Source organism: Bradyrhizobium huanghuaihaiense (genome assembly GCF_007830635.1).
GTDB lineage: Bacteria > Pseudomonadota > Alphaproteobacteria > Rhizobiales > Xanthobacteraceae > Bradyrhizobium > Bradyrhizobium huanghuaihaiense.
Map to the genome: position 1 here is coordinate 550941 of NZ_VLLA01000001.1, position 18467 is coordinate 569407.

16 protein-coding genes and 1 riboswitch are annotated in these 18467 nt (G+C 65.6%); of the genes, 6 read left to right on the top strand and 10 right to left on the bottom strand.

The genetic code is table 11. The annotated features are described in order from the left end of the window. Window positions 1-39: 39 nt before the first annotated feature. The gene (locus IQ16_RS02600; RefSeq protein WP_018648275.1) at window positions 40-1314 is read left to right on the top strand and encodes a PQQ-dependent sugar dehydrogenase; all 1275 of its coding nucleotides are present in this window, start codon (window positions 40-42) and stop codon (window positions 1312-1314) included. A gap of 207 nt (window positions 1315-1521) precedes the next feature. Further along, window positions 1522-2115: a c-type cytochrome gene (locus tag IQ16_RS02605; protein WP_018648276.1), complete on the top strand. Its 594-nt coding sequence runs from the start codon at window positions 1522-1524 to the stop codon at window positions 2113-2115. A 195-nt stretch (window positions 2116-2310) separates the two neighbouring features. Here IQ16_RS02605 and panE read toward each other — a convergent pair whose 3' ends face one another. From panE to IQ16_RS02625, 4 genes are all read right to left on the bottom strand, one after another. Next, window positions 2311-3234 carry a 2-dehydropantoate 2-reductase gene (gene panE / locus IQ16_RS02610; protein ID WP_026312315.1) on the bottom strand — a complete coding sequence of 308 codons (924 nt, stop codon included), beginning with the start codon at window positions 3232-3234 and terminating at the stop codon, window positions 2311-2313. Between the two features lie 112 nt (window positions 3235-3346). Further along, a complete protein-coding gene (locus IQ16_RS02615; RefSeq protein ID WP_026312316.1) occupies window positions 3347-3955 on the bottom strand; it encodes a 2-hydroxychromene-2-carboxylate isomerase in 609 nt (202 codons plus the stop codon). A 90-nt stretch (window positions 3956-4045) separates the two neighbouring features. Then, window positions 4046-5395, bottom strand: a complete 1350-nt coding sequence (locus IQ16_RS02620) for an MATE family efflux transporter (protein WP_018645080.1) — start codon at window positions 5393-5395, stop codon at window positions 4046-4048. Between the two features lie 87 nt (window positions 5396-5482). Continuing rightward, window positions 5483-6079: a DUF2239 family protein gene (locus IQ16_RS02625; RefSeq protein WP_018645081.1), complete on the bottom strand. Its 597-nt coding sequence runs from the start codon at window positions 6077-6079 to the stop codon at window positions 5483-5485. 142 nt (window positions 6080-6221) lie between these two features. Between IQ16_RS02625 and IQ16_RS02630 the strand changes: the two genes are divergently transcribed. After that, complete coding sequence (locus IQ16_RS02630; RefSeq protein WP_018645082.1) at window positions 6222-6887, top strand: glutathione S-transferase family protein; 666 nt, start codon at window positions 6222-6224, stop codon at window positions 6885-6887. A 134-nt stretch (window positions 6888-7021) separates the two neighbouring features. Here IQ16_RS02630 and IQ16_RS02635 read toward each other — a convergent pair whose 3' ends face one another. After that, window positions 7022-8317 carry an MFS transporter gene (locus tag IQ16_RS02635; protein ID WP_018645083.1) on the bottom strand — a complete coding sequence of 432 codons (1296 nt, stop codon included), beginning with the start codon at window positions 8315-8317 and terminating at the stop codon, window positions 7022-7024. Window positions 8318-8414: 97 nt separating this feature from the next. Further along, entirely contained in the window at window positions 8415-10163 is a 1749-nt protein-coding gene (gene ggt, locus IQ16_RS02640; protein ID WP_051123026.1) for a gamma-glutamyltransferase, read from the bottom strand. A 103-nt stretch (window positions 10164-10266) separates the two neighbouring features. Here ggt and IQ16_RS02645 point away from each other — a divergent pair, with 103 nt between their 5' ends. After that, the gene (locus IQ16_RS02645; RefSeq protein WP_018645085.1) at window positions 10267-11652 is read left to right on the top strand and encodes an MFS transporter; all 1386 of its coding nucleotides are present in this window, start codon (window positions 10267-10269) and stop codon (window positions 11650-11652) included. A 109-nt stretch (window positions 11653-11761) separates the two neighbouring features. Here IQ16_RS02645 and purH read toward each other — a convergent pair whose 3' ends face one another. The 3 genes from purH to IQ16_RS02660 all read right to left on the bottom strand — a co-directional run bounded on the left by purH (window position 11762) and on the right by IQ16_RS02660 (window position 16743). Further along, on the bottom strand, window positions 11762-13354 hold the full coding sequence (gene purH / locus IQ16_RS02650; RefSeq protein ID WP_018645086.1) for a bifunctional phosphoribosylaminoimidazolecarboxamide formyltransferase/IMP cyclohydrolase: 1593 nt from the start codon (window positions 13352-13354) through the stop codon (window positions 11762-11764). 24 nt (window positions 13355-13378) lie between these two features. After that, window positions 13379-13460, bottom strand: a riboswitch (ZMP/ZTP riboswitch). 59 nt (window positions 13461-13519) lie between these two features. Next, window positions 13520-15238 (bottom strand): heparinase II/III family protein, encoded by a 1719-nt coding sequence (locus tag IQ16_RS02655; protein ID WP_026312318.1) that lies wholly within the window; start codon window positions 15236-15238, stop codon window positions 13520-13522. 158 nt (window positions 15239-15396) lie between these two features. Continuing rightward, on the bottom strand, window positions 15397-16743 hold the full coding sequence (locus IQ16_RS02660) for an RsmB/NOP family class I SAM-dependent RNA methyltransferase (protein ID WP_018645088.1): 1347 nt from the start codon (window positions 16741-16743) through the stop codon (window positions 15397-15399). A 187-nt stretch (window positions 16744-16930) separates the two neighbouring features. On the opposite strand from IQ16_RS02660, the gene IQ16_RS02665 reads away from it, so the two are divergent. Continuing rightward, entirely contained in the window at window positions 16931-17131 is a 201-nt protein-coding gene (locus tag IQ16_RS02665; RefSeq protein ID WP_018645089.1) for a DUF1674 domain-containing protein, read from the top strand. Window positions 17132-17215: 84 nt separating this feature from the next. Further along, a complete protein-coding gene (locus IQ16_RS02670) occupies window positions 17216-17806 on the top strand; it encodes a thermonuclease family protein (RefSeq protein WP_018645090.1) in 591 nt (196 codons plus the stop codon). Window positions 17807-17861: 55 nt separating this feature from the next. Here IQ16_RS02670 and IQ16_RS02675 read toward each other — a convergent pair whose 3' ends face one another. Then, the gene (locus IQ16_RS02675) at window positions 17862-18377 is read right to left on the bottom strand and encodes a L,D-transpeptidase (protein WP_020607978.1); all 516 of its coding nucleotides are present in this window, start codon (window positions 18375-18377) and stop codon (window positions 17862-17864) included. Window positions 18378-18467: the final 90 nt, after the last annotated feature.

Sequence of the window (18467 nt, forward strand, 5' to 3'; positions counted from 1 at the left end):
AACGTGCAGCCCTGACGGCTGCCTTAGGGGAGTGACGCGATGACATCGATGTTCCATCGATCCGTGTTGGCGCTTGCAGCGGTTGCCCTTCTTGCCGGGACCAGCGTTGTCAATGCGCAGCAACAGGACAAAAGCCGGGCACTGAAGAAATACGAATCCGGCACCAAGGAGTTCTGGACCCATCCGCCGGATGACTGGTTCCTCGGCGACGAGACCGAGGCGCAGAAAGGCCTCGCGCCGCCCTCGGGTCCGCCGACCGGCGCGTCGGAGGCCGAGCTCGCGGCGATGATGAAGAAGATCAAGTTGCCGGCAGGCTTCAAGATCGAGGTCTATGCGCCTGGCGTCCTCGCCGCGCGGCAGATGGCCTGGGGTGACAAGGGCACGCTGTTCGTCGGCTCGTTCGGCCTCGGCAACGTCTATGCCATCAAGGACAACAACGGAAAGAAGGAGGTCAAGACCATCCTCAAGGGGCTGAACATGCCCACCGGTCTCGCCTTTAGGGACGGCGCGCTCTATGTCATCGCGGTCGACAAGCTGATCCGCTACGACAACGCCGAAGCCAATCTCGACAAGCTCGGCGATGGCAAGGTCGTCTATGACGACATGCCCTCCTATGCCGCGCATGGCTGGAAGTACATCGCGGTCGACAAGGAGGGCTGGTTCTTCCTGCCGTTCGGTCCGCCCTTCAACGTCGGCATTCCCCCGACCAGCGTGTCGCAGATCCGCCGCGTCGATCCCAAGACCGGCAACGCCGAGATTTATGCGCTCGGCGTCCGCAACTCGGTCGGCGGCGACGTCGATCCGCGCACCGGCAAATTCTGGTTCACCGAGAATGCGCGCGACTGGGTCAGCGACGATCTGCCCTCCGACAAGCTGAACATGATCAGCAAGATCGGCGAGCACTTCGGCTATCCCTATTGCCACCAGGGTGACCTGCCCGATCCGAAGTTCGCGATGGGCCACAAATGCTCCGAGTTCACGCCGCCGGTGCTGAATCTCGGCGCGCACGTCGCTCCGCTCGGCATGAAGTTCTACACCGGCGACCAATTCCCCGCCGAGTACAAGAACAACATCCTGATCGCCGAGCACGGCTCCTGGAACAGGCACAAGTATCAGGGCGCCCGCATCATGCGCGTGATGGTCGGGCCCGACGGCAAGAACGCCAAGCAGGAAGTGTTCGCATCCGGCTGGCTCGAGGGTGACCAGGGCTATCTCGGCCGTCCCAACGACATCATCCTCGCCAAGGACGGCTCGATCCTCGTCGCCGACGACTGGGCCGGCGCGATCTATCGCATCAGCTACAGCAAGAAGTAGCGCGTAAGTGAAGCAGAGGCTGCGGTGGCCACGAGGCGGCCGCAGCCTCTTTAGTCTGATGCTGTCGTTCCGGATTGCGCGCCAGCGCAAGTCCGGAACCCATAACCCCGAGTCGTGGTTATGGATTCTCAGATGCGCAATTGCGCATCATAGTTCGTGCTCCGCACGCCCCGGAATGACGACCTCGATAGATCGGAATCCTCCCTCATGCGCCGGCAGTTCACCTCGCACGCAATCAGCGTGGTTGCGTTCGCAGCGATCGCATTCGTCCCAGCCCTGGCCGCCGACAATTCCGCAATCAAGGACAAGGCCGCCGTCTGCTCCGGCTGTCACGGCGAGAACGGCATTTCCCAGACGGAGAACATTCCATCGCTCGCCGGCCAGCCAGATCAATTCATCCAGTGGCAGCTGGTGTTCTTCCGCGCGGGTTCGCGCAAGAACGACCAGATGCAGCCGATCGCGGAAGAGATCACCAACGAGGACATCCGTAATTTCGGCGCCTATTTCTCGCAAATGACGCCGCCGAAGGCAGCGGAGGACAACGACCCGGACCTGTCGAAGAAGGGCGCGCAGGTTGCCGTCGGCCGCCGCTGCGCCTCATGCCACACCGACGGCTTTGCCGGGACCAAGGCCGTGGCGCGGCTCGCGGGCCAGCGTGAGGAATATCTCGTCAAGGCGCTGCACGACTACAAGGCCGGCACGCGCGTCGGCGGCGGCGTCGCGGCGATGGCCGATGTCGCCTATCACATGAGCGATGAGGAAATCACCGCGGTCTCGCACTATCTGGCGAATTTCAAATAGTGCTGGGCTGTTGCGGCAAACACAGCTCGTCGTCCCGGGGCGCGACGAAGTCGCGAGCCCGGGACCCATAGCCACAGGCGAGAGTTTGGCGAAGACTCGTGGTGACCAGCTCGCTCCATAACCACTCGCTGTGGTTATGGGTCCCGGGCTCGCGCTGCGCGCGCCCCGGGACGACGGCGGCGTGTGGAGCGCGAGCTACCCCGCCCGCTGCTTCTCATACGCTTTCAGATGCGTGTACGCGATGCGCAGCTTCGGCACCGGCACCTTGGCGGCATCGGCGCGGGCGATGAGATCGCCGATGACGTGGTCGGCTTCGACCGGCAGGCCCGCCTTGATGTCGCGGAACATCGACGCCGTCATCGGCGATCCCTCGGCGGTGAGATTGCCTTTGACGCGCTCGAAGAACGAGCCACCCGGCGGATAGCCGGCCGCCGTGGCGATGGCGCTGGTCTCATCGAGCATGCCGAGCAGAAAATCCCGGCCGCCGGGTGCGGCGAGGATGTTGCCGACGGAGGTGCGCATCAGGCTGGTGCTTGCGGCGAGCGAGGAGAGGAACACCCACTTCTCCCACATGTCCTGCATGATGTTCTGGCTGGCGGCGGCGCCGTTGATGCCGCTCTTGAAGGCCTCGTCGATCGCCTTGACGCGATCCGACAGCTTGCCGTCGCGCTCACCGTAATTGAGCGACTGCATCGGCTGCAGCTGCACCACCTCGCGCTTCTCGTTCAGCGTCGCGGCAATGGCGCAGAGCCCGCCGAGCACGCGCTCCTTGCCGAATTTCTGGTCGAGGATGTCGAGATGCTTCATGCCGTTGAGCATGGGGATGATCGCCGTATTCGGCCCGACCGCCGGCGCAAACGACTTGATGGCATCGTCGAGGTCGAACGCCTTGCAGCTGAGCAGCACGACGTCGAACTTGTCCTTGAGCGCGTCGGCCTGCACGGTCGGCGGATTTTTCAAGGTCACGTCGCCATTCGGGCTCTTGATGACGAGGCCGGCGCTGGCCAGCTCGCCGGCGCGGCGCGGCCTGACCAGGAAGGTGACGTCGCGGCCGGCCTGCAACAGCCTGCCACCAAAATAGCCGCCGATGGCGCCGGCGCCGACCACGAGGATACGCATGGGATATTCCTTTTTGTTGCTATTGGCGGTCCATCTATAGTCGTCATTGCGAGCGAAGCGAAGCAATCCAGAATGCTGCCGCGATCACATTCCGTCGTCGGCGAAGGAGCGTCTACGTCTCCAGCACCATCTCCTCGACCTCGCGCAACTGCTCCTTGCCGAAAAACATCTCGTTGCCGACGAAGAAGGTCGGCGAGCCGAACGCGCCGCGGGCGACCGCCTCCTCGGTGTTCTTGATCAGTCTGGCCTTCACTTCGGGTTCCTGAGCGCGGGCGAACAGCTTTTGCGCGTCGAGGCCAGACGACGCCAGCGCCTTCGCCGCGACTTCGGGGTCGTCCATCTTCTTCGGCTCGCGCCACATGTGGTGGAACGCGGCATCGACGTATTTCTCGAACACGCCCTCGAGCTGCGCCGCGATCGCGGCGCGCATCAGATTCAGCGTGTTGACGGGGAAGTGCGGATTGAAGACATAGGGCTGGACCTTGAAGCGCTTGATGAAGCGCTCGGTCTCCACCTGCTGGAATTCGCGCTTGTTCTTGATGCCGGCGAGCGTCTCGGCCGGCGACTTGTTGTTGGTCGACTTGAAGATGCCGCCGAGCAGGATCGGCACATATTCGAATTTGACGCCGATCCGCTGCTCGATCTCCGGGATCGCCAGATGGCTGAGATAGGCGTTCGGGCTGCCGAAATCGAACAGGAATTGCGGAGCTGTGCGGGGCAAGTTCGTTCTCCCTGAAGGCGCTTTTTTGGCATTGTGGCGCAGGCCGCGCCACAGGTCCATCGTTTAATGACGGTCATAATACTTTGACGGTCAGATCAGGCGCCGGATTGCCCGCTTGCGCCACACCAGAAGGTAATAGCCCATCTGCAAAAGGAACATGGCGCAGAACACGATGGGATAGGCGGCCCACACGCCCTCAAGGCCAACGGTGCGGCTGAGGATGATCGCAGCCGGCAGCTCGATTGCGACAATGGCGAAGATCGACAGCAGCATCGGCGTGAAGGCGACGCCGCCAGCGCGCATCGCGCCGGAAAACACTGTGGCGAGGCCAAACGGCACCGAGCTCCACAAGGCGATATCGAGCAGTCGCTTTGCCAGATCGAGCACGGCGCCGTCGGTGATGAAGATGCCGAGCACGGCGCGTGGCGCGAGATAGATCAGCGCGACTAAGCCGCCGGTCAGGACGATGTTGAACGCAAGGCCGGTACGCACGATGCCGTCGAGCCGCGCCCTGTCGCCGCCGCCGACGGCCTGGGCGCCGAGGATCGAGACCGCGATCGAAATCGACATTGCCGTGAACTGCGTATAGCCCATCACCTGGTTGACGGCGCCGTAGGCCGCGGTGGCATTCGAGCCGAAGCCGTTGACGAGGCCGAGCAGCACCAGCTCGGCGACCGCCATCACCACCATGCCGATCGCGCTTGGCAGGCCGATGCCGAGGATTTTTCCGAGCATGGCTCTGTTGAGCCGGAGATGACCCAGCAACGCGGCGTCCGGCGCGAGCGCATGCTTCTTCCGCAGCAAATAAACGGCGAGCACGATCAGCGTCAGCGCGTTGGCGATTGCCGCCGCCCATGCCGGACTGGCGATGCCGGCCACGGGCATGCCGAACGTGCCACGGATCAGCATCGGCGTCAGGATCACGCCGATCACCGTCGATAGCGCCAGCGCCAGCAGCGGCGTCAGCGCGTCGCCGACGCCGCGGATCATCGCCGTCATCAGCAGGAAGACGAAGCCGAGCGGCATGGTGAGCAGCATGATGCGGGCATAAGCGCTGGCCTGGTCGAGAATGTCAGCGGGCGTCGCGAGCATCGTCATCAATTGCCGGCTGAAGATCCCGCCGACCAGCGCAACCGATATCGACAGCAACAGGCCGACCGCGAGCGTCGTGCCGGCGACGCTTCCAATCTTGCCGTGCTCGCCCGCGCCAAAGGCCTGGCCGATCAGCACGGTGGCTCCGGTGCTCAGGCCCATGACGAAGGCGAACAGGAAGAACATCACCGGGAAGAACGCCGACACCGCCGCCAGCGCGTCGACGCCGATCATCTGGCCGAGATAGACATTGCTGACGGTGCCGAACAGCGATTGCAGCGCGTTGCTCAGCATCAGCGGCGCGAGGAAGCGGAGGAACGTGGTCCAGAGCGGCTTTGGAGCAGACATGGGCTTGGCCTTTCATCAGGGCGTGCGAAGCCGTTGCCGCGCAACGCGCGGCTCGGCCGTTGAAGGGGTTGTGAAGAGCGGTGCGCTTTAAGCGCGGTCGCTATAGGCGAGCTTGACGATGTGGTCGCGGATATCAGTCGGCCAGTCGGCGATCAGTCCGGTGAAGCGTCGCCGGTCATCCGCGAACAATGCGCGCGAGGCTTCCTCGAATTGCGGCAAATTGCCCGCCATGGTCGACATGAAGTGATAGGCCGCATCGCGCGCCTGCCGCTCGCGGTCCTTGTCGCCGCTTGCGCTACGCGCCTCGTCGACGAGCTTCCGCAATGCGACCGAGGCGCCGCCCGGCTGCGCGCCGAGCCATTCCCAGTGCCGCGGCAGCAGCGTCACCTCACGCGCGACCACGCCGAGCTTCGGCCGGCCGCGGCCGCGCGGCTCGGCCGGTTCTGCGGTCTCCTCAACAGGGGGCGGGACGAGCTTCGCCAGGCGCGCCAGCACCTCGCGATCTCCGCCGCGCAGATCGAAGTCGATCGATCGGCCCGTGGCATCCTCGAAGATGATGATCGGCTCGTCCGGCCGTGGCGCCACCCGCTTGACGACCAGCGCGACCTCTCCTGCCGGCCCGGACACCAGGCGGCGTTGTCCCTGGAAAGCGGTGAAAATCTTATGCATTGGAATCATTGCCATATTGAACAGCGTTGGCGGGCTTAATACCCGGGTAAATTCCAGGCGTCAATATACCCGGGTGAAAATATCCATACCGACGGCTCGACATTGTGTTCCCGGGCTGGCACGAACGGCCGATCACGCCTAGCTCCGGGGACCCACGATGCTGACCGTTCACCATCTCAACAATTCGCGCTCGCAGCGCGTGCTGTGGCTGCTCGAAGAGCTGGGCGTGCCCTACGAGATCGTGCGCTATCAGCGCCAGCCGGACATGCGCGCGCCGAAGGAGCTGCGCGCGATCCACCCGCTCGGCAAGTCGCCGGTCATCACCGACAACGGCAACACCATCGCGGAATCCGGCGCGATCATCGAATATCTCATCGCCACCTACGGCAACGGCCGGCTGATCCCGCCGCCGAACACGCCGGAGCGGCTGCGCTTCACCTATTGGCTGCACTATGCGGAAGGATCGGCGATGCAGCCGCTGCTCCTGAAGCTGCTGTTCACGCTGATGCCGAAGCGCGCGCCGGCGCTGTTGCGCCCGCTGGTGCGAAAAGTCTGCAACCAGGCGCTGACCGCGCTGGTCAATCCGCAGCTCAAGCAGCACATGGATTATTGGGAGGGCGAGCTCGCGAAGAGCGAGTGGTTCGCCGGCAACGAATTCACCGCCGCCGACATCCAGATGAGCTTTCCGCTGGAAGCCGCGCAAGCGCGCGGCGGGCTCGAGCAGGGCCATCCCAGGGCGATGGCGTTCCTGGAGCGCATTCATGCGCGGCCCGCCTATGCGCGAGCGCTGGAGAAGGGCGGGCCTTATCAGGTGGGGCGGTAAGCCACTCTCCTGTCATTCCGGGGCGGTGCGCAGCACCGAACTACGGTGCGCAATCGCGCACCTGAGAATCTCGCGCCGCAATTTCGAGATCCCGGGTTCGGCTCTTCGAGCCGCCCCGGGATGACGTCGAGTAATCAATCCGCGTGCAACACGCGTCCGCGCGTCTCCGGCAATGCAAACGCGGCGATGAAGAACACCGCGTAGGCCACCACCGCGAAGATCGCGATCGCATTCGCGAGCGACGTCGTCGCCGACAATGCGCCGACGAGGAACGGAAACAGCGCGCCGATGCCGCGGCCGAAATTGTAGCAGAAGCCCTGACCGGAGCCACGCAGCCGCGTCGGATAGAGTTCTGTCAGGAACGCGCCGATCCCCGAGAAATAGCCCGAGGCGAAGAAGCCGAGTGGGAAGCCGAGCACCCACAGGATCTCATTCGTCAGCGGCAGCTGCGTATAGAGCAGCACTACGGCCATGGCGCCGATCGAGAAGATCAGGAACAGGTTGCGGCGTCCGATCCGGTCGGCGAGCCAGGCACCGGTGAGATAGCCGATGAAGGAGCCGATGATCAGCGTCGAGAGATAGCCGGTCGAGCCGACGATCGACAGATGCCGTTCCTTCGTCAAAAACTGCGGCACCCAGAAGGTGACGGCGTAGTAGCCGCCCTGGCAGCCCGTCGCCATCAGCGATGCCAGCACCGTGGTCTTCAGGATCGGGCCGGAGAAGATTTCCCAGAGCGCCGGCCGATCGCCGCTCGCAGCCTGCTTGGCGCGCGCCTCGGCCGCGATCTCCGGCTCCGTGACGGAGCGGCGGATGTAGAATACCAGCAGCGCCGGCAGCGCGCCGATCACGAACATCCAGCGCCAGGCCGTCTCCGCCGGCAGGATCGAGAACAGGATCGCCTGCGACAGCACGGCGAGGCCCCAGCCGACCGCCCAGCCCGACTGCACCGAGCCGACCGCGCGCCCGCGATATTGCGGCCGGATCGCCTCGCCCATCAGCACGGCACCCGCCGCCCATTCGCCGCCGAAGCCGAGGCCGAGCACGGCGCGCGCAATCAGGAGCTGGTCGAAATTCTGCACGACGGCGCAGACCAGCGAGAAGAACGAGAACCAGATGATGGTGATCTGCAGCGTCCTGACCCGGCCGATATGATCGGAGAGATAGCCGCCGAGCCAGCCGCCGATGGCGGACGCCAGCAGCGTCACCGTGCCGGCGAGGCCCGCGGAAGCCGCGTCGACCTTCCACAGCGCGATGATGGTGCCGATCACCAGCGGGTAGATCATGAAATCCATGCCGTCGAGCGCCCAGCCCGCAGCGCAGGCCCAGAACGTCCGCCGTTCCGGCGTGTTCATGTCGCGATAGAACGCGAGAAGGCTGGTGTCCTCGATCTCGGCGCGTTCGATGCGCTGGTTCGGATCGGCTGTGGTCATGTGCGTTTCCCCGGCAGTTTCTTCAAAGCTGCGCGGTGGTAGCACGCGCGCCGGCCGGAGCAAGCCGGTGCGCGCTGCCATGCCATGCAGCGGCGGGTTACTGGCCCGCCGCTTCCGCGCCGCGCGTGCGCGGATCGGGGGCGCCGAGCGGACCGTTCGGCGTCACGAGAATCGAATTGGCGGAGGTCTGTCCCATCGGCTCGACGATGACGTGGTCCATGGCCTTCAGCTCGGAGAGGACCTGATCGGAGAAGCCGCGCTCGATGCGCACTTCGTCCGGCAGCCATTGATGATGCAGCCGCGGCGCGGCGACGGCGGCGGCGACGTCCATTTTGTAATCGAGCACGTTGACGATCACCTGGAGCACGGTGGAGATGATGCGGCTGCCGCCGGGCGAACCCGTCACCAGCACCGGCTTGCCGTCCTTCAGAACGATGGTCGGCGACATCGAGGAGAGCGGACGCTTGCCGGGGCCGGGCAGATTGGGCTCGTAGCCGACGAGGCCGTAGGCGTTGGAAGCACCGACCGCCGCGGTGAAATCGTCGAGCTCGTTGTTGAGCAGCACGCCGGTGCCTTCGGCGACGAGGCCGACGCCGTAGCTGAAGTTCAGCGTGTAGGTGTTGCTGACCGCATTGCCGCGGCTGTCGACGACCGAAAAATGGGTGGTGTTGCTGCCCTCGCGCGGCGCGTCGGCGGCGGACGCCAGCTGCTTCGACGGCGTGGCGCGATCGGCGGAGATGCCCGCGCGCAGCTTGGCCGCATAGTCCTTCGACGTGAGGGTCTCGATCGGCGCGTTGACAAAGGCGGGATCGCCGAGATAGCGCGCGCGATCCGCATAGGCGCGTTTCATGGCCTCGATCAGGAGATGCAGCGAGGCCGGCGATCCCTGCTTCAGATCGGCGAGCTGAAAGCCTTCGAGGATGTTGAGCGTCTCCACCAGCACCACGCCGCCGGAGGACGGCAGCGGCATCGAGACGATGTCATAGCCGCGATAGGTGCCGCGCACCGGCTTTCGGATCACGGGCTGATAGGCCTTCAGGTCGGCCGCCGTCATGATGCCGCCGGCATCGGACAGCGCCTTGGCGAGCCTCTCCGCAACCGGGCCCTCGTAGAAGCCGCGCGGCCCCTGTGTGGCGACGGCCGACAGCGTGTCGGCAAGATCGCCCTGCACTAGCCGATCGCCTTCGCCGAGCGAGCTGCCGTCAGGGCGTGAAAAAATCTTCGCCGAGGAAGGCCAGCGCGCGAGGCGCCGGTGCCAGCCCGGCAGGCTGTCGGCGATGTCGTCGCTGACGACGAATCCGTCGCGGGCGAGCGCGATCGCAGGCTCGAGCAGCTGCGCCAGCGTGAACTGGCCCGAGCCGTATTTCTCCAAGGCCAGCGCAAGGCCTGCGACGGTGCCGGGCACGCCGACGCCGAGCGCGGAATCGCGCGACTTCGCGGCATCGGGCTTGCCGTCGGGACCGAGGAATATCTGCGGCGTGGTCGCTGCCGGCGCGGTCTCGCGATAGTCGATCGCGATGTCCTCGTTGCGCTCGGCGGAATGGATCACCATGAAGCCGCCGCCGCCGATATTGCCGGCGCGCGGATAGGTCACCGCCATGGCAAAGCCGGTCGCGACCGCGGCATCGACCGCATTGCCGCCGCGTCGCAGGATGTCGGCGCCGACCTGCGCGGAGATCTTCTCCTGCGCCACCACCATGCCGTGCTCGGCGGCAACGGCGTGCACCGTATCGAGCGGCGGCGGAACATAGGCCCGCCGGGCATCCTGCGCGGTCGCAGGCGCAAATCCGAACGCCAGAATGGAGAAGAAGGCGACAAATGTCCGCCGGGTCCAATATGACGACATTATCAAATTTCCGCCGTGGCCTCGGGCCGGTTCACACGCCTCTCCTTAATGCTATACCGTTTGCGCCAAGAGGGACAAAACTGTTCGTGATAAGGACTTCGGAATGACGACAATCGCCCCCGATGTGCGCATGGCCGGCGTGCAGCGGACCTATCCGCCGCGCGCGGCTGTCGTCAGCTGGATCTTCTTCGACTGGGCTGCGCAGCCCTATTTCACGCTGATCACGACGTTCGTGTTCGCGCCCTATTTCGCGACCAGTGTTGCGCCAGATGCGGCCACGGGCCAATCGCTGTGGGGCTTTGCAATGGCGGCCGCGGGTCTCGCCATCGCGCTGCTGTCGCCGGTGCTCGGGGCCATCGCGGATGCGTCGGGCCGCAGGAAGCCCTGGATCGCAGGGTTCGGTGCGCTGCTGGTGTTGGCGTCCTGCACGCTGTGGATCGGCAAGCCCGGCGATCCCTCGGTCATTCCGCCGTTGCTCACTGCGGTCGCGCTTGCCAGCATCGGTGCGGAATTCGCCACCGTCTTCAACAATGCGATGATGCCGACCCTGGTGCCGCCGGAGCGCATCGGCCGGCTCTCCGGCACCGGCTGGGCCACGGGTTACATCGGCGGCATCTTCAGCCTGATCATCGTGCTCGGCTTCCTCGCCGCCAATCCCGAGACCGGACGCACGCTGCTCGGATTTGCGCCGCTGTTCGGGCTCGATCCCGCCACACACCAGGGCGATCGCATCGTCGGACCGCTCACCGGGCTGTGGTTCATCATCTTCGTGACGCCGCTGTTCCTGTTCACGCCGGACTACCCGGCGAAGCTGCCGGTGCGTGAGGCGCTGCGCGAGGGCCTGCTGGAGCTCAAGCAATCGATCAAGGGTCTGCCGCAGCAGAAATCGCTCGCGGCGTTCCTGCTCGCCAACATGATCTATACCGACGGCCTGGTGTCGCTGTTCGCGTTCGGTGGCATCTACGCCGCCGGCACCTTCGGCTGGCACACGATCCAGATCGGCAGCTTCGGCATCATGCTCGCGATCGCCGGCACGTTCGGCGCATGGCTTGGCGGCAAGTTGGATGATCATCTCGGGCCGAAGCGCGTGATTGCCGGCAGCCTGCTGGTCCTGCTGCTGTCGGTGGCGGCGATCCTTCTGGTCGACAAGGACAGCGTGTTGTTCTTCAAGGTGGCGCCGCCGCAAGCAGGCGCGCCGTTGTTCTCGAGCGCGGCCGAGCGCGCCTACCTCGTGCTGGGTTGTCTCATCGGTGCCGCCGGTGGTCCGCTTCAGGCCGCCTCGCGCACACTGCTGATCCGCCTCGCGCCCAAGGATCGTATCGCGCAGTATTTTGGCCTGTTCGCGCTGACCGGGAAGGTGACGTCCTTCATCGGCCCGCTCCTGATCGGCATGATCACGGCCGCGACCGCGAGCCAGAAGGCCGGCATGGCGGTGCTGGTGGTGTTTTTCGTTGCGGGGTTGGGGCTATTGATGCGGGTGCGGGATTAGCCCGCATGCCGTAGCCCGGATGGAGCGAAGCGAAATCCGGGACAGTCGTTGTGAGGTTGCGAAACCCGGATTTCGCTGCGCTCCATCCGGGCTACGCTCGTGGCGCGGTTCAGTGCCTGAAGTGCCTTGTCCCCGTGAACACCATGGCGATGCCGTGCTCGTCGGCGGCCTTGATCACCTCGTCGTCGCGCATGGAGCCGCCGGGCTGCACCACGGCGGTGGCGCCGGCTTCGATACAGGCGAGCATGCCGTCGGCGAACGGGAAGAACGCATCCGACGCCACGACCGAGCCCTTGGTCAGCGGCTCTGCGAGCTTCAGCTCGTTCGCAGCATCCTGCGCCTTGCGTGCCGCGATCCGCGCTGAATCGACCCGGCTCATCTGGCCCGCGCCGATGCCGACGGTGGCGAGATCCTTGGCATAGATGATGGTGTTGGACTTGACGTGTTTTGCCACCCGGAACGCGAATTTCAGGTCGCGCATCTCTGCATCGGTGGGCGCGCGCTTGGTGACGACCTTGAAGGTCATGTCGTCGACCACGGCGTTGTCGCGGCTTTGCACGAGCAGGCCGCCCGCCACCGTCTTGGCGGTGAGGCCGGGCGCGCGCGGATCGGGCAGGCTACCGGCGAGCAGCAGGCGCAGGTTCTTCTTCCCGCCGATGATGGCGATCGCCTCCTCGGTCGCGTCGGGCGCAATGATCACCTCGGTGAAGATCTTCGTGATCTCGCGCGCGGTGTCGGCGTCGAGCGCGCGGTTCATCGCGATGATGCCGCCGAACGCCGAGGTGGAATCGCAGGCCAGCGCCCTGCGATAGGCCTCGACGAGGTTCGCGCCTTCGGCGACGCCACAAGGGTTGGCGTGCTTGACGATGACGCAGGCCGCGGTGCGCGTTGCGTCGAACTCGCCGATGCATTCATAGGCCGCGTCGGTGTCGTTGATGTTGTTGTAGGAGAGCTCCTTGCCCTGCAGCTGCCGCGCGGTCGAGACGCCCGGGCGCTTGTCCGGCGTCGCGTAGAACGCCGCAGTCTGGTGCGGGTTCTCGCCATAACGCAGCGACTGGATCAGCTTGCCGCCGAAGGCGCGGAAGTCGGGCGCGTCGATCTCGAGCTGCCGGTTGAACCAGTTCGAGATCGCGGCGTCATAGGCCGCGGTGCGCGCATAGGCCTTTGCGGCGAGACGCCGGCGCAGCTTCAGCGTGGTCGCGCCGTTGTTGGCGGCGAGCTCGTCGAGCACGGCCTTGTAGTCGTCGGCCTCGACCACGACGGCGACGTCGTCATGGTTCTTGGCGGCGGCGCGGATCATCGCGGGGCCGCCGATGTCGATGTTCTCGATGCAATCCTCGAAGCCGGCGCCTTTGTCGACCGTCGCTTCGAACGGATAGAGATTGACGACGAGCAGGTCGATCGGCGCGATGCCATGCGCCTTCATCGCCTCCGCATGCTCCTTGTTGTCGCGGATCGCGAGCAGGCCGCCATGCACCTTCGGATGCAGCGTCTTGACCCGGCCATCCATCATCTCGGGGAAACCGGTGAGGTCGGACACGTCCTTCACCTTGAGGCCGGCGGCGGCGATGGCCTTGGCCGTGCCGCCGGTCGAAACCAGCTCGACATCATGCGCGGCGAGCGCCTTGGCGAATTCGATCAGGCCGGTCTTGTCGGAGACGGAGAGCAGGGCACGGGTGACGCGGCGGGGATGGTCAGTCATGAGCAAGATCCTCTGCTAAGGGAGTGTCTATGCCCAGGCGCGCGGCTGATATGTCCCGCGCTTCCCGATGGTGCTCCATCCAAGGTCGCCAGTCGCGCGAGCGAGGGCTCGATAGCAGCTTTTGGCGCGCGTCTCAACGGCTAGATAGGACCGGATTGCGCCTGTTTACAGCGGAAGTTCCGGCTCGCGCCGGGCGTTGCGGCGGGCATTGGTAACCGCGGGCGAAGCGGTGGAGCGGATAAAGCTCCAGCGGATCGAAGGGGCCTGCCGCGCATCCTGGCGGATCACGATCTGGGCAGTGCGGCGCGGGCCGTCATTGCCGGCCAGGAACACGCTGTCCTCGAGATCCACCTTGTCGTCGAGCGCCTCGAAGGTCCAGACGTCGCGGTTCGGCAGCACCAGCATGACGCCGCGGGCATCCGACAGCCGGCTCGCCTTCACCGCCGGATGCAGGTGGAAGCGCAGCGCGAAATCGGCATCGGCGCCCTTGAGACGTCCGCCTTGCGGCGGCGACAGCGTGTCCTCCCCGTCGATGCGCGCGCCGTCATTGGCGATCATCAGCACGCGGCGATGGATCGCGCCGAATTTACCGAGATAGCCGTCATGCGATGTCGTGAGCAGCGTGCCGTTCTGCACGACCTCGCGATAGCTCTCGACCTCGACCGGACCGCTGGTGACGGGCGAGCCGTGCAGGAGCCGCTTCATCGCCGACATCTCCACGAACTGGCATGATGAGGTGTCGTGATAGGTCAGCGTCGAATGCGCCGCGGTACCGCGCGCGAACGGTCGCCAATTGTCGCGGCCGGTGGTCGGCATGCCGCAATTGGTGACGATGCGGCTGATGCCGGAGGACAGTTCGAACGACAGGCAGCCGGCATGGGCGTCGTGGCTGACGCCGGCCGGCGGCGGCGGGCCGGTGTCGATGATCAAAGTGGTCTGGCCGGCATCGAGCCGCTGGAAGCCGGTATGCGGCATGTTCGCCATCGGCGCGCCGTGGGTGTCGTCATAGGCGAGCAGCGTCGCGAGCAGGTCGGAAGGCGTCGCGCTCATGCCGTTGAACAGCGCGAAATTGCCGTCGCCATGCCGGAAGAAACGCAGCATCGGCATCATGCGGTCGATGGCGTTGAGCAGCGCCGGCGGCGGCGCGATGTTGCGTGCGGCGAAGGTCTGCCGCAGCGGCAAGAGGTCGATCAGCAATTCGATCAGCGCGCCCGGATTGCGCGAGATGTGGCCGCCGTCGGGCAGGATCTGCCGCTGCAATTCGTCCGAGAGCTTTTTCGAAGCGCTGCGGATATGGCGCGCCTGGTTGGCGAGGCAGAGCGTCGTGTAGCACAGCGCGATCAGCACCTGGAGCTTCGGCACCCCGTCGGGAATGTCGACCATGGTGTAGCGCAGGAAGCGGATCTCGCGGGCCAGCGCACGCAAATAGCGGCGATAGAATTTGTTGTCGGTGTCGTTGAGCACCAGCGGCGCCTGCGACAGCAGCGAGATCACGCGCCGCGCCAGCACGTCGGCGCGCCGCGCGACGGGGCGACGCTTGTTGGCGGGATTGGCGATCCAGTCCTCGACCAGCGCGCGCGCATTGGCTCGCGTCAGCGCGGTGTCGGCGGCGCGCAAATGGCGCAGCCAGCCGAAGCCGAGCAGCGCGACCTCCCAATCTTCGGATGGCGGCTCGAGATCGAAGATCGAACGGCCGTGGCAATTGACGATCTTGCCGGCGAAGACAAAGCGGCCGGCATAGATCTCGGCGGCGCGGGTCGCATCGGCGGTGCGTAAGTCATGCGGCGCGATGATCAGCCGGTCGGTGCGGCTGGGCCACACCCGCGACAGTGCAACCGAGCCGCCACTCGCGCGCGCGAGCATGTTCCGCGCGAAGCGGTTCATGACCAGCGTCGAGATACGTCTGCGTTGAGCGACCGACACGCCTTGCCTTGAAGGGGGAGAGAGGATTCCGACGAATCCTTATTAATCCCAAAATCGACCGCCTGACACCACCCTGAACGGCGCGAATCAGCGTCGGGATTGCAAAAACCAGTGCAAAATCAGGATTTAACGAGCCGGCTCGCGAAGAATCCATCGAGCCCGCCGAGCTTGGGATCGGCGTTCGGCAGATGGCTCGGCAGGGTGCGCAAGTCGCCGTCGGCGGTGATGATTTCGGCGAGGCCCGCGACCTCCGAGGCCTCGATCGGGACGCGTCGAAACGCGGGCTCGGCGGCCAGCAGCGCGGCCACGGCCTGCTCGCCTTCCTCGGGTTCCAGCGAACAGGTGCAGTAGACCAGCGTGCCGCCCGGCTTGAGCAGCGAGACGGATTTCTTCAGCAGCCGCTGCTGGAGCGCGGTCAGGGCAGTGATGTCGGATTCCTGACGGAGCCAGGCGACGTCGGGGTGACGGCGGATGGTGCCGGTCGAGGTGCAGGGCGCGTCGATCAGGACGCCGTCGAAACCTTCGGCCGGGCCGGCCCACTCCACGGCGTCAGCGACGACGGTCTCGGCCTGGAGCGACAGCCGCGCCAGATTCTCGCGCAGCCGCGCCACACGGGCGGGCGAGCGGTCGATCGCCGTGACGTGCGCGCCTGATAGCGCCAGTTGCGCGGTCTTGCCGCCGGGCGCGGCGCAGAGATCTGCAATCGACTTGCCCTTGATGTCACCGAACAGCCGGGCCGGCAGTGCGGCGGCGGCATCCTGCACCCACCATTGTCCCTCGGCGAAGCCGGGCAGCATCGTCACCGAGCCGTGCAGCAGCATCCGCACCGTCCCGGTCGGCAGCGTCTCGCCATGCAGGCGGCTCGCCCATTGTTCGGGGTCCGACTTCACGGTCAGATCGAGCGACGGCTCATGGCCGAGCGCCAGCGCCATGTTCCTCGCTGTCGCCTCGCCATAATGCGCGCTCCAGCGCGAAAGCAGCCAGGGCGGCAGATCCAGCGATTGCGTCGCGACCTCGTCGACCAGCGCCTTGCCCTCGCGCGCGCAGCGGCGCAGCACGGCATTGACGAGGCCCGCATAACGGGCTGCGCGTCGGTCGGATTGCACGAGGCGGACGGAGAGATCGACGGCGGCGTGATCGGGCACGTCCATCCAGAGGATCTGGGCGGCGCCGATCAGGAGCGCGCTCTGCGCGCGCGGTGCGTCGGAGGGAATGCCCTTGTCGAGCAGGCGGGACAGGACATGGCCGAGCGTGCCGAGCCGGCGCAGCACGGTCGCAACCAGGCGGCGCATCAGCGCGCGGTCGCGGTCGGCCAGCGTCTTCAGTCCGGGATGGGCGCCGCCGCCGTCGAGCTGGTCGTCAAGCGTGCGGTGCTTGTGCAGGACGCCGTCGACGATGTCGGCGGCAATCCGCCGCGCCGCAAGACCAGGCACTTCGGACGGTGGGGCGAAACGTTGAGATGGCATGCGGAAGCAAGGTTCTGAGCGAGCGGCAGTTCCGCCGCAATGGGCGCATGCCTAGAGAATTCGATCTGTGACACGCGAATATGCCAAATGTAAGAATGGCGTCTCGCGTTTACAGCCCGCCATGACCATTTCAGCAATGCGATAATGGACCTCGCATGCCCCGTGATCTTGCGCTAGGAGCGCCGACATGAGTGACCAACCCTCCGTTCCTGATCGCAAGCAGCTCCCGCCGGCTGCCCAGCGTGCGTTGGCCGAGGCCGAAGCACGCCGGCAGGCTGCTGCTGCGGCTCATGCCGAAGCGGGGCCCAAGGAATTGCAGGGACCGAAGGGGCCTGAGCCCACCCGTTACGGGGATTGGGAGCGCAAAGGCATTGCGTCGGATTTTTGAGCTGCAGGTCCGGCATACTTTCTCGTCTTCCCTACCTCTTGAGGCATCTTGCCGGTTCGGCCGACTCAGCCCTAGCGTGCGCGGATGCCGCGCTTCGAGCCCAGCCATCCACGTCGGCCGTCCTATAGCGGCTCGCCGTTCGGACGTCGCTTTTCCGGTTTGCTCCCGTGGATGTTCGTGATCGGAGCCGCGACGGCTCTGGTGCTCGTCTCCCGGCACGGAACGAACTGGCCTGCTGCGCATGACGCCGAAGGACGGGCGAAAGATACCGAGATCGTCCTGCAGCAGTCCGGCAACGCCAATGCACGCCAGCCGGTCGATGTCATCCGCGCCATCGACGGCGATACTTTTCTTGCACGCGTGCTCCAGCGCAACGGCCGCGATCTCGTCGTGCGGGTCCGGCTGCGCGGAATCGATGCGCCGGAGATGAAAGCATCCTGTCAGGATGAACTGGACAAGGCCAAGGCCGCGACCGCCGCGCTGCGCGATTTGCTCGGCCAGGGTGACGTGACCATCAGCAATCTCGGAGCTGACAAATACGGTCGCGTTCTCGCCGACGTCGCCACCAGGCGCACTGCCAACGTGTCCGCAGCATTGCTCGCCGGCGGCTACGCGCGGAGCTACGATGGCGGCCACCGCGACGGCTGGTGCGCGCGGAGCAGACGCTTCTGGTAACAAAAAAGCCGCGTCGAACGACGCGGCCTTTTCGATTCTCTTGCGATTTTAGCGATCAGCGCGTCACGACCACCGTGGTGCCGACCGAGACGCGACTGTAGAGATCGGTGATGTCGTCGTTGAGCATGCGGATGCAGCCATAGGAGACGAAGCCGCCGACCGAGCCCGGCACGTTGGTGCCGTGGATGGCATATTCGCCGCCGGCCAGAGTCATGGCGGCAACGCCCATCGGGTTGCGCGGCGAGCCGCCGGGAATGACGTCGGGCAGCTGCGGCTTGTCGCGCTTGACCTCGGCGGGCGGCGACCAGGCCGGGTTGCGGTACTTGCCGTCGATGCGGGTGGTGCCGGCCCACTGCTTGCCGGACTTGCCGACGCCGACCGGGTAGCGCACGGCGTGGCCGGAATCGAGAATGAGATAGAGTTTGCGCTCGTTGGTCTTCACCACGATGGTGCCCGGCGAATAGTCGCCCGGATGCGCACCGACCATTTCCGGCCGGGCCTCGGCCGCGCTCGACATCAAGATCCCTGCCCCGATGGTGGCGGCGACCGCCACAGCAATCCTCATCGACATCAATGCTTCCCTTCCGTTGCCCCGAACGGGTCGTCCAAATCTACGCAAAACCCGGCAATGGCCTGCTCGCCCACACAGTATTAACCGCGC

What these genes read in the sequence shown, in the direction of transcription:
- ggt (WP_051123026.1), bottom strand. Translation starts at nt 10,163, where the DNA reads ATGTCGTCATATTGGACCCGGCGGACATTTGTCGCCTTCTTCTCCATT.
- IQ16_RS02625 (WP_018645081.1), bottom strand. Translation starts at nt 6,079, where the DNA reads ATGGCAATGATTCCAATGCATAAGATTTTCACCGCTTTCCAGGGACAA.
- IQ16_RS02620 (WP_018645080.1), bottom strand. Translation starts at nt 5,395, where the DNA reads ATGTCTGCTCCAAAGCCGCTCTGGACCACGTTCCTCCGCTTCCTCGCG.
- IQ16_RS02655 (WP_026312318.1), bottom strand. Translation starts at nt 15,238, where the DNA reads ATGAACCGCTTCGCGCGGAACATGCTCGCGCGCGCGAGTGGCGGCTCG.
- IQ16_RS02630 (WP_018645082.1), top strand. Translation starts at nt 6,222, where the DNA reads ATGCTGACCGTTCACCATCTCAACAATTCGCGCTCGCAGCGCGTGCTG.
- IQ16_RS02645 (WP_018645085.1), top strand. Translation starts at nt 10,267, where the DNA reads ATGACGACAATCGCCCCCGATGTGCGCATGGCCGGCGTGCAGCGGACC.
- IQ16_RS02635 (WP_018645083.1), bottom strand. Translation starts at nt 8,317, where the DNA reads ATGACCACAGCCGATCCGAACCAGCGCATCGAACGCGCCGAGATCGAG.
- IQ16_RS02605 (WP_018648276.1), top strand. Translation starts at nt 1,522, where the DNA reads ATGCGCCGGCAGTTCACCTCGCACGCAATCAGCGTGGTTGCGTTCGCA.
- IQ16_RS02675 (WP_020607978.1), bottom strand. Translation starts at nt 18,377, where the DNA reads ATGTCGATGAGGATTGCTGTGGCGGTCGCCGCCACCATCGGGGCAGGG.
- IQ16_RS02600 (WP_018648275.1), top strand. Translation starts at nt 40, where the DNA reads ATGACATCGATGTTCCATCGATCCGTGTTGGCGCTTGCAGCGGTTGCC.
- purH (WP_018645086.1), bottom strand. Translation starts at nt 13,354, where the DNA reads ATGACTGACCATCCCCGCCGCGTCACCCGTGCCCTGCTCTCCGTCTCC.
- IQ16_RS02670 (WP_018645090.1), top strand. Translation starts at nt 17,216, where the DNA reads ATGCCGCGCTTCGAGCCCAGCCATCCACGTCGGCCGTCCTATAGCGGC.
- panE (WP_026312315.1), bottom strand. Translation starts at nt 3,234, where the DNA reads ATGCGTATCCTCGTGGTCGGCGCCGGCGCCATCGGCGGCTATTTTGGT.
- IQ16_RS02665 (WP_018645089.1), top strand. Translation starts at nt 16,931, where the DNA reads ATGAGTGACCAACCCTCCGTTCCTGATCGCAAGCAGCTCCCGCCGGCT.
- IQ16_RS02660 (WP_018645088.1), bottom strand. Translation starts at nt 16,743, where the DNA reads ATGCCATCTCAACGTTTCGCCCCACCGTCCGAAGTGCCTGGTCTTGCG.